General features: G+C 69.9%; 13 protein-coding genes. 8 read left to right on the top strand and 5 right to left on the bottom strand.

The window, feature by feature from the left end; genetic code table 11:
* Window positions 1–5 precede the first annotated feature (5 nt).
* From K340_RS0122670 to K340_RS0122650, 5 genes are read left to right on the top strand one after another with little or no spacing between them, the layout of a single operon-like run.
* Window positions 6–968 carry an ABC transporter permease gene (locus K340_RS0122670; RefSeq protein ID WP_037366171.1) on the top strand — a complete coding sequence of 321 codons (963 nt, stop codon included), beginning with the start codon at window positions 6–8 and terminating at the stop codon, window positions 966–968.
* Entirely contained in the window at window positions 965–1,921 is a 957-nt protein-coding gene (locus tag K340_RS32545) for an ABC transporter permease (protein WP_051267258.1), read from the top strand. Before K340_RS0122670 ends, K340_RS32545 begins: the two co-directional genes overlap by 4 nt.
* Window positions 1,918–3,102 (top strand): M24 family metallopeptidase, encoded by a 1,185-nt coding sequence (locus K340_RS0122660; RefSeq protein ID WP_051267256.1) that lies wholly within the window; start codon window positions 1,918–1,920, stop codon window positions 3,100–3,102. The genes K340_RS32545 and K340_RS0122660 overlap by 4 nt, the downstream gene beginning before the upstream one ends.
* A 50-nt stretch (window positions 3,103–3,152) precedes the next feature.
* The gene (locus K340_RS0122655) at window positions 3,153–4,013 is read left to right on the top strand and encodes an alpha/beta fold hydrolase (RefSeq protein WP_029138373.1); all 861 of its coding nucleotides are present in this window, start codon (window positions 3,153–3,155) and stop codon (window positions 4,011–4,013) included.
* Complete coding sequence (locus K340_RS0122650) at window positions 4,010–5,005, top strand: Lrp/AsnC family transcriptional regulator (protein WP_211229588.1); 996 nt, start codon at window positions 4,010–4,012, stop codon at window positions 5,003–5,005. The genes K340_RS0122655 and K340_RS0122650 overlap by 4 nt, the downstream gene beginning before the upstream one ends.
* Window positions 5,006–5,049: 44 nt before the next feature.
* On the opposite strand, the gene K340_RS0122645 is transcribed toward K340_RS0122650, so the two are convergent.
* Complete coding sequence (locus tag K340_RS0122645) at window positions 5,050–5,730, bottom strand: winged helix-turn-helix transcriptional regulator (RefSeq protein ID WP_029138371.1); 681 nt, start codon at window positions 5,728–5,730, stop codon at window positions 5,050–5,052.
* A 155-nt stretch (window positions 5,731–5,885) separates the two neighbouring features.
* Here K340_RS0122645 and K340_RS0122640 point away from each other — a divergent pair, with 155 nt between their 5' ends.
* Window positions 5,886–6,929, top strand: coding sequence for a class I SAM-dependent methyltransferase (locus K340_RS0122640; protein ID WP_029138370.1), 1,044 nt, complete (start codon window positions 5,886–5,888; stop codon window positions 6,927–6,929).
* A gap of 78 nt (window positions 6,930–7,007) precedes the next feature.
* Window positions 7,008–8,120, top strand: a complete 1,113-nt coding sequence (locus K340_RS32540; protein WP_084614783.1) for an MBL fold metallo-hydrolase — start codon at window positions 7,008–7,010, stop codon at window positions 8,118–8,120.
* 33 nt (window positions 8,121–8,153) lie between these two features.
* Here the strand turns inward: K340_RS32540 and K340_RS0122630 are convergent, their stop codons facing one another.
* Window positions 8,154–9,269 (bottom strand): alanine racemase, encoded by a 1,116-nt coding sequence (locus tag K340_RS0122630; protein ID WP_029138369.1) that lies wholly within the window; start codon window positions 9,267–9,269, stop codon window positions 8,154–8,156.
* Between the two features lie 141 nt (window positions 9,270–9,410).
* On the opposite strand from K340_RS0122630, the gene K340_RS0122625 reads away from it, so the two are divergent.
* Window positions 9,411–10,871, top strand: coding sequence for an aldehyde dehydrogenase family protein (locus tag K340_RS0122625; RefSeq protein ID WP_029138368.1), 1,461 nt, complete (start codon window positions 9,411–9,413; stop codon window positions 10,869–10,871).
* A gap of 6 nt (window positions 10,872–10,877) precedes the next feature.
* Here the strand turns inward: K340_RS0122625 and K340_RS0122620 are convergent, their stop codons facing one another.
* From K340_RS0122620 to K340_RS32530, 3 genes are read right to left on the bottom strand one after another with little or no spacing between them, the layout of a single operon-like run.
* Window positions 10,878–11,756 (bottom strand): HpcH/HpaI aldolase/citrate lyase family protein, encoded by an 879-nt coding sequence (locus K340_RS0122620; protein WP_029138367.1) that lies wholly within the window; start codon window positions 11,754–11,756, stop codon window positions 10,878–10,880.
* On the bottom strand, window positions 11,749–13,035 hold the full coding sequence (locus K340_RS32535) for a CaiB/BaiF CoA transferase family protein (protein WP_084614780.1): 1,287 nt from the start codon (window positions 13,033–13,035) through the stop codon (window positions 11,749–11,751). Before K340_RS32535 ends, K340_RS0122620 begins: the two co-directional genes overlap by 8 nt.
* The gene (locus K340_RS32530; RefSeq protein ID WP_084614779.1) at window positions 13,032–15,224 is read right to left on the bottom strand and encodes an SUMF1/EgtB/PvdO family nonheme iron enzyme; all 2,193 of its coding nucleotides are present in this window, start codon (window positions 15,222–15,224) and stop codon (window positions 13,032–13,034) included. The genes K340_RS32535 and K340_RS32530 overlap by 4 nt, the downstream gene beginning before the upstream one ends.
* Window positions 15,225–15,266 lie beyond the last annotated feature (42 nt).

Genomic DNA, 15,266 nt, shown 5'->3' with positions numbered 1-15,266 from the left:
CCCGGATGTCGCTGTTCACCTTCGTGCTGCGCAAGATCGGCCGTGCACTGCTGACGATCTTCTTCGCGGTGACGGTCACCTTCCTGCTGCTGCGCCTGCTTCCCGGCGATCCGGCGCAGGCGGTGGCCAATCCGAACATGACGGCGGAGATGCGGGCGACCCTGCTCACCCAGTACGGCCTGGACCAGTCCCTGCTCACCCAGTACGGCAAGTACCTGTGGCAGCTGCTGCACGGCAACCTCGGGGTCTCGTTCGCGCAAGGTGTCCCGGTCACCACCGTGCTGATGGAACGACTCCCGTGGACCCTGCTGTTGACCGGCTCAGCGCTGATCCTGACCGCCCTGATCGGCATCCCGCTCGGCGTGCTGGCGGCGAGCCGGCGCGGCGGCTGGCTGGATCGCGCCGTGCAGATCCTCGGCGTGATCGGGCAATCGCTGTTCGTCCCGAGTGTCGGCATCCTGCTGCTGTACGTCTTCGGGCTCAAGCTCGGCTGGTTCTCCATCGGCGGCGCCTATGCCGATGGCACCTACGGCGCGCAGTGGTATCTGTCGGTGTTGTCGCATCTGGTGCTGCCCTGCCTGTCGCTGGTGTTGATCCAGCTCGGGCCGTACCTGCTGATGATGCGCTCGTCGATGATCGACGCCCTCGGCGAGGACTACTGCACCCTTGCCAGGGCCAACGGGCTGCCCTATCGGCGGGTGCTCTGGCGGCATGCCCTGCGCAATGCCCTGCTGCCGACCATCACGCTGATCGGGCTGCAACTCGGCTTCCTGGTGGGCGGCGCGGTGCTCACCGAGACCGTGTATGCCTATCCGGGCATCGGGCGGGGCATCTACGAGGCCGTCACCCAGCTCGACTTCCCCGTTCTGCAAGGCGCTTTCGTACTGCTCGCCGCGACAGTGGTGGTGGCGAACATGATCACCGACCTGGCCTACGGGCTGCTGGATCCGAGGGTGAAGAACCGATGACGACGCCCGGAACCGAGCGATCGGAAGCCGCACCGGCGGTAGCTGTCCTGCCGTCCGCCGAGACCGTCGACACCGACCTGCCGCGGGCCGCGGCCGCCACCTGGCGCTCGCTGCGCCGGAATCCGCTCGCGGTGCTGTCGATGGCGGTGACCCTGTTGTTGATCCTGGTCGCGGTCTTCGCCCCGCTGATCGCCGATTTCCCGGCCGCGTACGGGACCCAGGTGTTGTCACCGCCATCCGGAAGCCACTGGTTCGGCACCGACTCGCTGGGCCGCGACGTGTTCGCCGAGGTGGTGTGGGGCTCGCGGCAGAGCATTGTGGTAGCCATTGCCGCGAGCGCGATCGCGATCACCGTCGGCACGATGCTGGCGGTGATCGGCAGCTACTTCCGGCGCCTGGACACGGTTCTCGGGGTGATCGTCGACCTCACCCTGGCGCTGCCGGTGTTGCCCCTGATGATCCTGATCGCTGCACTCGCCGGACCGAGCACGCTGACCATCATCACCGTGATCGCCGCGTTCTCCTGGCCCGAAGTGACCAGAGTTGTTCGATCACAGGCGATCTCGGTGGTGCGGCTGTCGTTCGTCGACGCCGCCCGGCTGATGACCAGCTCGCCGGCCTGGATCATCAGCCGGCACGTGGTGCCGGCCGTACTCCCGGTCGTCGTGGTCTCCGTGGTGCTCACCGCCTCGCGGGCGGTGCTGTCGGCCGCCGGCCTGGCCTTCCTCGGGCTCGGCGATCCGAACGTCTGGTCCTGGGGCCGCATCCTCTACGAGGCACAACAGGCCGGCGCGATGTCCAGCGCCTGGTGGTTGACCCTGTTCCCGTCGCTGGCCATCCTGCTGTTGGTGCTGGCCGCGACGCTGCTGTCGATCAGCTACAACGATGCCCGCAACCCCCGACTGCGCGGCCCGCGGGCCGGCCGTCGCCGACCGCGAAAGGCTTCCCGGTGACCACACCTCGGTTCAGTCAGCGACTGCCCGCCACCTTCTTCGATCGGGTACAGGCCCAGCTGCGCGAAGGACTCGCGGCGATCGACTGCGACGCCCTGATCACCGACGACCCGGAGGACGTCGCGTACCTGACCGGCTTCTTCCATCATCCGTGCGAGCGGCCGGTTGCCGTCTGGATCGGCGCCGACGGGACCACCTTGCTGTTGCTGCCGGAACTGGAACGAGATCACGCGCTCTGGCAACACGCTCGCGCCGAGATCGTTGCCTATCCCGAGTTTCCCGGTGTGGTGCCGCCGTTCCGGCACCTCCGGGCCGCGATCCCCGGCGCCGCGGCCGTCGCCTTCACCGACACCATCACCCAGCGTCGACTGACTGCCCTGCAATCCGCGGTGCCCGGCGTCCGCTGGCTGGCCACCGACCTGGTGCAACGCCAACGGTATGTCAAACATCCGGAGGAGATCGGGCTGCACGCCGAGGCGGCCAGGATCACCGACCTGATGCTGGCCGCCGGCATCGAGCTGATCCGGGACGCCGCCGCCGGCGGCGGCCCGCTGCCCAGCGAGGCCGAGTTGGCCGCGCACGTCGGCGCAGTCGGCACCGGCACAATGTACGACGAGCACACCGAAGTCGTGGTGGTCGCGCCGATGGCCGGTGGGCTGGTCTACGCCGCCGAGAACTCCGTCCGCCCGCACGGGCTGCCTTCCGGCTATCGGCTCCGCCGCGGCGACACCTTCATGTTGTCCCTGGGGTGCGCGGTGGGCGGCCGGTTCGTCGAGGGCGAGCGCACGTTCATCCTTGGCGAACCGACCGCCGACCAGCGGCGCTATTACGAGGCCGTGCTGAGCGCACAACAGATCGGCGGTGCGGCGATCCGGCCCGGTGCGCTGTGCCGGGAGGCGAACGCGGCCTGCCTGGCCGTCATCCGGGAGGCCGGCCTCGGCCAGCACCTACGTCACCGACAGGGGCACGGCATCGGCCTCGGGATGCACGAACCGCCCTGGTTGGAGGGCGGCGACCGGACGCCGCTGGCCGCCGGAATGATCGTCTCGAACGAGCCGGGAATCTACGTCGCCGGCCACGCCGGTTATCGAATCTCGGATTCGATGCTGGTCACCGAGGACGGTGCGCGGCCGCTCACCGGATACCCGCGAGATCTGCCGAGCGCCGTCATCCAGGTCTGAAGACTCCGTCAGCCACGCCAACAGCAATCGCGCCAACAGGAAGGCAACAGATGAACGTCGAGATCAATGGAAACCGGCTCGAGGTCGAGGTGCTCGGGCCGGAAGGGGCGCCGGTGCTCATCGCTCACCACGGGGCACCGGGTCTCGGGTCGCGGGCCGAGCCACGCAGCAGCTTCGGTCGACTGGCGGATCGCTATCGAGTGCTGGTGTTCGACGCCCGCGGGTCGGGAGACAGCGAAGGGAAAGAGCCGTTCACCCATGAGCAATGGGCCGCCGACGTCGATGGTCTACGGCAGTGGATCGGCGCCGACCGGATCATCATGGCCGGCGGCTCGTACGGCGGATTCATCTCGCTGGAGTACGCCGTGCGGTACCCGGACCGGGTGACCGCCCTGGTGCTGCGGGACACCGCCGGCGACCACAGTCACGAGGCGGCCTCCCGAGCGACCGCCCTGGCCACCACCCGGGTGCAGCTGGACGTCGAGAAGTTCGACCGGATCAACAACGGGCAGGTCACCAGTGACGACGACCTACGGGACTGCTGGCGAGAGATCCTGCCGCTCTACGACTTCCACTACGATCCCGAGGTGGTAGAACAGAAGGTCGCCAGCACCCCGTACCGGTACCGGACGCACAATTACGCCTTCACCCACAACATCCCGAACTACGACCTCAAGGACCGCCTCGGCGACATCACCGCGCCGACGCTGATCACCGTCGGTCGCACCGACTGGATCACCCCGGTCCAGGCGAGTGAGACCCTGCATCGGTTGATCCCCGGCTCCGAGCTCACCGTTTTCGAGGAATCCGGACACTCGCCGCAGATCGAACAGGCCGACGAGTGGACCGCGAGGGTCCGTGCCTTCCTCGCCGAGCACGTCCCTGCCGGTGAGGGCACCATCAGTCGATGACGGGGATGAAGCTGGACGACTTGGACCGGCGCCTGATCGCCGCCCTGCAGGTTGACGGGCGGGCCAGCTGGACGGCGATCGCGGAGCTGTGCGAGACATCGGTGCCGACGGCCGCACGGCGGACCCAGCAATTGATCGACCAGGGCGTGGTGAAGATCTCCGTGATGCCCGAACTCGGTGGCGAAGGACCGGTCGAGTCGTTCATGGTGCGGGTGCGCTGTCGGCCCGGCCGACAACTTGCGGTGGCCGCCGAACTCGCCGGTCGGCCGGAGACCAGGGTGGTCGCCCTGGTCACCGGGGAGGACGACATCATCGCCGAAGTGATAGCGCCGCGGATCCCCGGCTACCAGGCGCAGACCCTGATCGGTCTGCAATCCATCCCAGGGGTGGAACGGCTGCGCAGCGATCTCACCCTGCACGTCTACAAGATGACGCACGATTGGAGCAGACAGCTGCTCGACGGCGACGACACCGACATCGACGTCTCCGAACCGCCCCGCTGCGACCCGTCCCATCTCGACGAGCAGGATCGCGCGATCCTCAAGGCGATGGCGGATGACGGTCGGACCAGCTTCCGTACCGTGTCGGATGCGTTGGGCATCAACGAAAGTACCGTCCGTCGGCGCTACGACCGGATGCACCAGCTCGGCTGCTTCCGCGTGCTGACCCTGGTCGCGGCGGCTGCTCTCGGGCTGGAGTCGGAGACGATGCTCACCGTCCGGGTCCGGCCGTCCCAGCTGAATTCGGTGGCCGGCGAATTGCGCCGTCACCGGTCGGTGCGTTACATCGCCGCCACCCTCGACGGCAACGCCCTGTTCTGCGAGGTGATCGCCGCCTCGACCGACGACCTGTTCCGCTTCGTCACCGAGACCCTCTCCTCACTCGAGGGCGTCGAGGGCTGGTCGTCGAACGTCGAGCTGCTCACGGTGAAGCGCGGTTTCGTCCAGACCCCGTGGTGGCGCGCCGAGGCCGGTGCCCTCCTCGGCGAGTGACCCCGTTGCCAGGTTGACGGCGTCGACAGCCGTCATCGCAGGCGTTACCCGGCCACCGGCCGGGGCACGCCGGCGAACGCTCCCGGTCGCAGCCAGCCGGGCAACGCCCGGCGGGCCGCCCGGTCGCCGCTGAGCACTACCGCCCGTGCTCCCAACGCCTGCTGCCATTCCAGGTCACCGCGCCAGATCCGCGTCATGGTCCGCAGCGAGGTGGTCACCGTCACGGTCACGTCGAATCCAGGGTCGTAGTCGCAGATATCGGCATTGTCGCCGGCGACCATCAGCCACCACCTGGCCGCCTGGGACGCAACGTCGTCGAAGACGAACGAGATCACCGTTCGCGAACGGGGCATCGCGTCCAGATCGAGGCGCCGGCGCAGGTCCCACAGCAACAGGTGCGGGTCGAGGTCGCCCTCGCCGAGCTCACCGATCCAGCGAACTCCCCAGGCGCCCAACGATTCCACCACCCCGGCCAGCTCGCGACCACATTGGGTCAATTCGTACTGCACCCGGTTGTCGGCATCCCGCCGCCGCACCACACCCGCCCTGACCAGCGAACGCAGACGCTTGGACAGCAACGCCGGTGACATCTTCGGGACACCGCGCCGGAGCTCGTTGAAGTGGCTGCTGCCGGCGAGCAGCTCCCTGACCACCAGCAGGGTCCAGCGTTCGTCCAACACCTCCATCGCCTTGGCGACGGGACAGAACTGGCCGTAGACGGTCATTGCACACCCTTCCGCTACCCCCAGTACACCCGGAAGAGGGACCGGTGACCAGTACAGATTCAGAACCACCGGCGCTACAGAACCGGCACTGGAGCACCGGGTGGGCTGCGACCCAGGCTGGTAGCACCATCCCCGATCCGTAAAGGACCACGAACATGACGACCACCACAGCCGCTCCCAGCATCCCCACCCTGCAGCAGCAGGCGCCGGTGCTGCTCGGCCACGCGGCGGGCCTGGCCTGCTCCCGAACCATCGCGATGGGGCTCCGGCACGGCCTGATCGCCGCCCTCGCCGAGCATCCGCAGGGACGCACCTCGGACGATCTTGCCGAGAGCCTGTCGCTGGACCCGTTCTTCACCCGGGTCTGGGGGCAGGGCGCGGTGGCCGCCGCGATCTGCGACCGGGACGGCGAGACCTACACGCTGGCACCGCAAATGGCCACCCTGCTGCTGGACCGGACGTCGCCGGCCTTCGTCGGTGGCGTCTTCACGCTGATGGAGCAGCCGGAGATGTTCACCCGGTTCGACACCGAACTTCCTACCGGAGAACGACTCTGGTGGGACCAGTGCAGTCCGGACTGGATCACCGGCGTCGCCGGCACCGGCACGCCGTTCTACACCCGACTGATACCCGGTGGCCTGCAGCAGGTTCCGGACCTGGCAGACCGGCTCGCCGCCGGCTGCCGGGTGGTGGACACCGCCTGCGGCTCCGGGGTCGGGTTGCTCGCGCTCGCCCGGAGCTACCCGAACTGCACGGTGATCGGCATCGACGGCGATCGACACAGCCTCAACGACGCCGGCGCGGCGGTCGCCGCCGCCGGGATCGGCGATGCCGTCACGCTGATCGAGAGCCCGCTGGAGCAGATGACGCTGGACCGGCCGGCTGCTGTGGTGCTCAACAACATCTCGATGCACGAGTGCCGGGACATCGACGCCGTCGCCGAGCGGGTGCTGGGCATGCTGGAACCGGGGGGCATCTTCGTGATCTCCGACTTCCCCTTCCCGGAGACGACCGACGGGCTGCGCAGCACACCCGGCCGGATCATGTCCGGCATCCAGTACTTCGAGGCACAGATCGACGATCAGCTGCTTCCCCGGACCGCCTACGACGCGCTGCTGCAGCGGCACGGGTTCGTCGGCATCGGTCACGTCGAGCTCACCCCGATGCATGCGCTGACCTACGGGCGCCGGGCGTCCTGACCGGCCGACACCGGCGACCTACCCTGCCGTTGGAGGGGCGGTCGACGCCGGCGCCGTACGGGCTGCAACGATCGGCTGATGACCCCGTCATCCCCGTCCGAGCCCGTCACGACACCGGCGTCGCCGCCTCGGCCCCCGATCCCGGCCCCGCAGGGCAGCGGCGTCGTGCAGCACACGGCCTGGTTGGAACGCCGGTTCCCGGAGATCGAGGATCTCGGCGGTGGCACCTTCTCCATTCCAGTGCCGTTCCCGGACAACCCGCTGCGCTACACGCTGAGTTACCTGCTCACCGGTGACGGGGCGGCGGTGGTGGTCGATCCCGGCTGGGATTCGGACGAGGGCGCCGACGCGCTGTTCGCCGGGCTCGCCGAGTGCGGGGTCGACCCGGCCGCCGTGACCGGAATCCTGGTGTCGCACGTGCACCCTGATCACCACGGCCTGTCCGGTCGGCTGGCGGCGGCCTCCGGCGCCTGGATCGGCATGCATGCCGACGACGCGGCGCTACTGGCCGCCGCTGGAGACAGAGCGGCCCGCGGATCCGCCGACGTCCCCTGGCTCACCCGCAACGGTGTCCCGAAGTCGGAGATCGCGGGCCTCACCTACGCGGGCAACACCGACGACGTCTTCTCGACGATGGCCCGTCCGACCCGCGCCCCGGCCGATGGCGAGCTGATCGACCTGCCCGGCCGCCGGGTGCGGGTGGTCTGGACCCCAGGCCACACCCCCGGCCACCTCTGCTTCCACGACGAGGACGCCGACCGGCTGCTCACCGGCGATCACCTGCTGCCCCGGATCAGCCCGAACATCGGCACCCATCCCGGCGACGACGACCCGCCGCTGGCCCGCTACCTTGGGTCGCTGCGCCGGCTGCGGGACTACGACAGCGCGGAGGCGCTGCCGGCGCACGAGTGGCGGTTCGAGGGCATCGCGGCCAGGGCCGAGCAGTTGCTGGCGCACCACCAGGAGCGTTGCGACGAGGTGCTGCGGGTGCTCACCGACGCGCCGAAGTCGGCCTGGGGCACCGCGACCGAGCTCACCTGGTCCCGCGGCTGGTCGGGCATCCACGGCCTGATGCGCCGGTCGGCGCTGGCCGAAACGATCTCGCACCTGGTGTATCTGGTCGGCACCGGCGCCCTGGTCGAGGTGCCGGCCGACACCGACGGCGTCGTCCGGTACGCCGTCAGCGCCTGACCTACCCTCCGGGCAGGTAGCGGGATGTCGGGATCAGGCCAGTTTGCCGCGACCCGCCACCGGGATCATTTCGGTGACGACACCCCCGCGATGCCCGACCAGGTTCTCGTGCAGGTACACCATCGCGTCGCTGTAGGCCGGCACCAGACGCACCCGGTCACCCACCCGCAACGGCGACCCCTCGGTGGCCAGGATGCCGTGTTCGGCCGAGAGCGCCTTGACCGCAACGCCTTCCCGATCCAGCACCAGGGCCGGCTGCATGTTCGCCGGTGTGCCGAGGGCCTTGAACCCGGCGTCGATGATCGCCACTGCGCTCTGCTGCACGCTCACCGTGGTGGCGGTCAGGGTCAGCGCGAACGGCAGGTCGATGTGGCAGGTCTCGGCGTAGAAACGGTCCATCAGACAGCCGCCGCCGGCCTGGCTCTCGTTGAGACCGTCGACGCCGAAGGCACTCTCGAAGGTCGCGGTACCGCCGGAGCTGACGAGCCGTACCTGGTGGCCGGCCGCCCGGATCGCGGTGGCGGCGTCGGTCAGGACCGACAACGCCTGTTCGCACTGGGCGACCTTCTCCGCCGCCGGCCAGATCGTCGGCAGATGCCCCTCGTAGCCCATCACGCCGGCCAGCTCGACGCCGGGGGTTGCCGCGATCTGCTCGGCCAGTGCCACCGCGTCGTCGGAGCTGCGGACCCCGACCCGATGCATGCCGACGTCCACCTCGACCAGCAGCGGGATCACCGTGCCGGCCTGCACCGCCGCGGCCGACGCCCAGCGGACATGCTGTTGATCGTCGACGCAGACCGTCACCGTTGCGGTGCTCTGCAGGTCGGCCGCCCGCCGCCATTTCGCCGGCGAGCCGAGCAGGTTGGCCACCAGGATGTCCGCAATACCGCCCGCGGCCATCACTTCGGCCTCGCCGAGTTTGGCGCAGGTGACGCCGATCGCCCCGAGCTCCAGCTGGCGGCGGGCCAGCACCGGGGACTTGTGGGCCTTGCTGTGCGGCCGCCACTGCAGGCCCCCGTCGGCGAGCTTGCGGTGGATCGTGGCGGCGTTGCTGTCGAACACATCGAGATCGAGCAACGCGACCGGGGTATCGAGCTCGTCGATGCTGCGGCCGACCGGCGACTCCCGGTCATTCGGCGTGTCCGTCATCGGCGTTCTGCCTTTCCAGCGTGCGATGCCCGCCGCGAGCGGGTACCCGCGCGTGCGGGTGCGGCGTAGTCTCGGACCCATTCAACACCGAAGCGAAACCTCGTTTCGCATCGGCCGGACCTCATCCCGAAGGACGACACCATGGCCGGATCACCTGTTGCCCATCTGATCGACGGACGCGAGGTGCTCTCCCAGTCCGGCGCGACCTTCGAATCCGTTGAGCCGGCCACCGGCCAGGTGTTGACCGAGGTCGCCCTCGGCGGCGACGAAGACGTCGACCGCGCGGCCACCTCCGCCGCCGCGGCCTTCGACGACGGCCGCTGGCAGCACCTGCCGGCAGCCGAGCGGGCCGCCCGGATGCGGAAGGTCGCCGACCTGCTGCTGGAGCATGCCGACGAACTGGCCGAAACCGAGGCCAGGGACAGCGGCGCCCCGCTGGCCAAGGCGCAGGGCGACGTGGTCGGCGCGGCCGGTGCCTTCACCTACTTCGCCCAGCTCCCCGAGCACGTCTCCGGGCGCACCTACGCCGCCGACCCCGGGTACCTGCTGTACTCCCGCCGGGTCCCGTACGGCGTGGTCGGTGCCATCGCGCCGTGGAACTTCCCGCTGCTGCTGGCCGCCTGGAAGTCCGCACCGGCGTTGGCCGTCGGCAACTCGGTGGTCCTCAAGATGGCCGAGCAGACACCGTTGTCCACCGCGCTTTTCGGCAAGATCTGTCTGGAGGCCGGGATACCGGACGGGGTACTCAACGTGGTGCACGGTGACGGGGCGACCGGCGCCGCACTGGTCCGTCACCCGTTGGTTCCGAAGATCACTTTCACCGGCAGTACCGAGGTCGGGCGGCAGATCCTGCGGGACTCCGCGCAAGAGATCAAGAGCGTGCACCTGGAACTGGGCGGCAAGTCGCCGAACGTGGTATTCGCCGACGCCGATCTGGAGCAGGCGATCGAGGGCTCGCTGTTCACCTCGTTCTTCAACAGCGGTCAGGTGTGCACCAGCAGCTCCCGGATCCTGGTGCAGGACTCCATCGCCGACCAGTTCCGGGCTGCGTACGTGCAGCGGGCGAGGAACCTGGTGGTCGGCGACCCGATGGAAGCCGGCACCCAGCTCGGGCCGCTGGTCTCCAAGACTCAGCAGGACCGGGTCGCCGGTTTCATCGAGTCCGGCAAGGAGCAGGGAGCAACGGTGCTGGTCGATGGCGGCACCGACCCCGCGCGGCCTGGGTACTTCGTCACCCCAACGGTTTTCGGTGACGTCAACCAGCAGATGCGGATCGCCCGCGAAGAGATCTTCGGCCCGGTCGCCACCATCGTCACCTTCGCCGACGAAGCCGAGGCGGTCCGGTTGGCCAACGACACCGAGTACGGCCTGGCCGCGACCGTGTGGACCACCGACCTCGGCCGGGCGATGCGGATGTCCGAGCAACTGCAGGCCGGCATCATCTGGACCAACTGCCCCAACCACGGACAGTGGAACGTCCCGTACGAGGGCCACAAGGTCAGTGGCCTCGGCGAGGACAAGGGTCTGGAGTGCATCGACACCTTCACCCACCTCAAGACCCACCACGTGAACTTCGGCGGCCACCGCTACCACTGGGCCTGACCGGCGTCAGGGGCGGGCGATCGACAGGATGGCGCGGGCGCGGCGCACCACCGCCGCATCGACGAACCGGCCGTCGGGCAGCGCGAGTGCGCCGCGGCCGAGCTGCTCGCCCTGTTCGGCCGCCGCCACCACCTCGCGGGCCGCCGACACCTCGTCGTCGGTCGGCGTGAAGGCCAGCCTGATCACCGGCAATTGCGCCGGGTGAATCGCGGTCCGGCCGAGAAATCCGAGTTCCCGGCCCTGCCGGCAGGACTCTGCCAACCCGGTCAGGTCCCGAAGATTCGGGTAGACCGACATCGACGGTGACGGCAAACCCGCTGCCGCGGCGGCATTCACCACCCGGCCGCGGGCGTAGCCCAGGCCGGCGTCGCCGACCACGGCCAGGTCGGCCCGCAGGTCGGCCTCGCCGAGGCCGATGGAGGCGACAGCGGGGCTGCAGGTCGCCAGGTCGAAGGCCCGTTCGATGCCAAGGGCGGACTCCACCAGCAGATGCAGCTCGCGCCCTGCCGCCCCGTCGGCGGCCACACCGGCCGCGGCGACGCCGACCACACCGGCCGCGGCGACGCACTCGGCCACCGTCGCTGGGTCCTCACACTTCGGGAGCCGCAGTCCGACCGCGGCCGGAAGGGTGCCGAGCATGGCCAGATCCGCTGCATGCCAGGGGGTGTCGACGGCATTCACCCTGATCTGCAGCGGCCGGTCGGCCGCCCGGGCGAATTCGGAGACGGTACGTCGGGCGGCATCCTTGGCCCCCGGGCTGACGGCGTCCTCGAGATCCAGGATCACCACGTCGGCGGCCGAGGCGAGAGCCTTCTCGATGCGCTCCGGCCGGTCGCCGGGCACGTACAGCCATGTCAGCGGGACCGCGGCCCGCGGCTCACTCACCCGAAGCTCCGGCTCCACCGGACACCTCGGCCCCAGCGGGCCTACCGGCCGCACCGGACCCACCGGCCGCACCGGCCGCACCGGCCGCACCGGAACGGTGCAGCTCGGCAATCTCGGCTGCGCTGTAACCGAGTTCGGTCAGCACCGCGTCGGTGTCGGCACCCGGCTCACGCCCGGTATGACGGGTCGGCGCATCACCGTCGGACAGCCGGAACAACGGGCCCTGCATGGCCATCGCGCCGAAATCGGGGTCCTCGACCGTGCGGATGGTGCCCAGCGCCTGGAACTGCGGATCGGCCACGATGTCCTGCGGGGTGTAGATCGGTGCGACCGCTGCCTGCGCCCGCTCGAACTCCGCGATCACCTCGGCCCGGTCGCGGGCGGCGATCCAGCCGCCGACCGCCGCGTCGAGTTCGTCGGTGTGCTCCGCCCGCCCGCGCCCGGTCGCGAACCACGGCTGCCCGGCCAGCTCCGGCCGGCCGACCAGCGTGACGACGCGCTCGGCGATGCTGTGGGAGCTGGTCGACACGGCCAGCCAGTGGCCGTCGCGACTGCGATAGGTGTTGCGCGGCGCGTTGTTGCCCGATCGGTTGCCCAACCGCGGCTGGGCGGTGCCGAGCAATTGCCAGCGGGAGATCTGTGGCCCGAGCATCGCCATGATCGGCTCGACGATGGCCAGATCCACCACCTGTCCACGGCCGGTCAGCTCCCGCTGGTGCAGGGCCGACATCACCGCGAAGGCCGTTGCCAGCGAGGCGATCCCGTCGGCCAGGCCGAACGGCGGCAGCGTCGGCGGCCCGTCCGGCTCCCCGGTGGCAGCGGCGAATCCACTCATCGCCTCGGCCAGCGTGCCGAATCCGGGCCGGCGGCGGTACGGGCCGAGCTGGCCGAACCCGGTGACCCTGGCCAGCACCAGGCCCGGGTTGTCCGCCGACAGCTGCTGGTAGCCGAGTCCCCAGCTCTCCAGGGTGTCCGGCCGGAAATTCTCGATCACCGCGTCGGCGGATCCACACAGCCGCCGGAACGCATCCGCACCGCCGTCGGTGTGCAGGTCGAGGCTGACGGTGCGCTTGTTGCGGCCCAACGTCTTCCACCAGATGTTGTGCCCGTCCTTCTCCGGGCCGTGGCCACGGGCGGGGTCGGGGCGCCGCGGATCCTCGACCTTGATCACCTCGGCTCCGAGATCGCCGAGGTGCATGGCGGCCATCGGCCCGGCAAACAGCGTCGAGGCGTCCACCACCCGCAGATCGGCGAGCGCACCGCCGGCCGGCTCGGTCATCGCCCGTCACCCCTGCCGGACTCGCCGACGTCACCGAAGCCACCGAACCTGGTGTGCTGCACCGCCTCGCGGGTCCCGACCACCCAGGCGACCCGGAATCCGATGCTGGTCGACCGGCCCAGGCCCTGCCCCGGCAGCAGGTACTTCGCGGCGAACTGCGGTTCCTGCGGCCCGCCGTCGAAGTACCACTGGGAACCGGTCGGCAGGTATGCCGACCCACCCTTGAGCATCACGAAACGGGTCCGACCGTCGGTGTGCTCGCTCTCGGTCAGGTTCCACACCAACGGCTCCCGTCGGTCGAAACCGGGCTGGCCGGCCGCCAGTTGCCACTCGTCCTCGGTCGGCAGCCGACCACCGACCCAGGCCGCGAACGCCCGCGCGTCCGGCAGCGACACCTGACTCACCGGCCGCTCCGGGTCCGCATCCTGCGGCAGCCGGGTCACCCAGTCCGGGACGTGCACCCCGCGCACCGCCGGCGTATATCCGGTCGCCTGCACGAACTCCGCGAACCGCCGCTGGCTGACCTCGCGGCAGGCGACCGCCACGTCCCGGTCCAGCCAGACGTGCCGATCAAGCGTGCGCAGGTCGTGCAGCCTGGGGGGCAACGGCTTCCACTCGTCGACGAACGGTGCGCCGTCGTACATCCCGGTCTCCCGGAAGCGGTATCGGACGGTCAGCGTGTACCTGCCGGCATCGACCGGTACGGTCGGCACCGGAGGCACCGCCGCGGTGACCGCCGGTGGCGGGACCCGTTCGGTGAGCCGGTGGCGGAACTCGCTGGTCGCCGGGGTCGGCGGGGTCGGGTCGAGCCAGCTGGTATCGGCGCCGGGAGCCGGCGACCACAGGCCGCCGATGCCGTGCGCCGGGACCAGCACCTGCGCCTGCTGGTCCAGCACCGGGGCCGGCCGGCCGGTCCACAGGTCGTACGAGGGCACCGTCGGGTCGACCGGCAACGCCACGGTGGCATCGGTGTCGCCCCGGTTCACCAGGCACAGCATCGTCTCGCTGTCGCTGCGGAAGCTGGACCCGAACACGCGGGCGTCCAGCGCCTGCTCGCCCAGGTCGATGAGCGGGGTGAAGACGCCGTCACGCAACAGGTGTCCGAGTGCCCGTTGGGTCGGCGCCATCCGACGGAGCATCTGCGCGTCCCGGTCGTTCCAGCCGACCCAGACGCCGAACACCACTTCCCAGACCATCATTCCGATGCCGTTGAACCAGGCCGACTGCATCTCCACCGCGTGGCTGCGGTGCCAGCGGCGCACATGGTGCATCATGTGCCGGCGCTCGAAGTAGTGCGCCCGCACCACCCCCGGCACGGGCGAGTCGGCGAACCACTGGGCCCAGGACAGCGGGTGGTCGACCATCCTGGTCACCGAGACCCGCGATTCGCCTTCGACCGCCACTCCTGCCTTCGCCCACTTCAGGCCGGCCAGCAGTTCGCCACGGCCTTCCCGCAGGGTGTCCAGGAAGACCCCGTCGAACCTCAGGTCGGCCACCATGTCCGAGAGCCGCTCCATGTCCGAGCGCGACTCGCCGTTCGTGCCCACCTCCGCCGCCGGCCGCGGCCCCGCGTTGTGCCGGCGGGTGCTGACGTCCCACGGGTTGTAGTCGACGAACACCCGGATGCCGGCCCGGTGGAACTCATCGACCACCTCCGCCAGCCCATCGACGTCCAGGTAGTAGTCCCACTGGTTGCGGTCGTCGATGCCGATCACCGGGTAGGCGTGCCAGAGCACCACGGCATCGAACCCGCCGAACCGCCGGCGGGCGTCGGCGATCAGCCGGTCCGGGGTGAATTTCCCGGTGGTCCAGTCGAACAGCAGCTCGTCCCACAGCCAAACCTGCGATACCACGAAACACTCGGCCGCCCACTGCATGTCAGGCCGCCGGTAGATGGCGTCGTCGTAGCTGAATCTGGCGGCCGCCTCCCGCCGCCAGCGGGCTATCTGCCGACGCCAGCGACCCCACAGCGCGGGGTCGTCCGGGGCCGCGAGGATCTTCCCGTCATCCAGCACGCTCAGGTCGGCGTCCGGTTCCAGCGGTACCTGTTGCGGACGGTCCAGCGGGCGCGGGATCAACGGGTTGAACGCCTCGTCGATCGAGGAGTACACGCCGACACCGCGCTCGTCGCGGGCACCACCGAGGGTGAATCCGGTAGCGGCAGCCGTCTCCGCCCTGCTCACGCTCATGCTCTCTCCCCGCTCGTCCCTCGCGGGTTGACCTCGTTCTGT

Origin of the sequence: Nakamurella lactea DSM 19367 (assembly GCF_000426645.1) — a bacterium.
GTDB classification, from domain to species: domain Bacteria; phylum Actinomycetota; class Actinomycetes; order Mycobacteriales; family Nakamurellaceae; genus Nakamurella; species Nakamurella lactea.
Note: the sequence above shows the minus strand (reverse complement) of the source record. Positions and strands in the feature narration are given on the sequence as shown.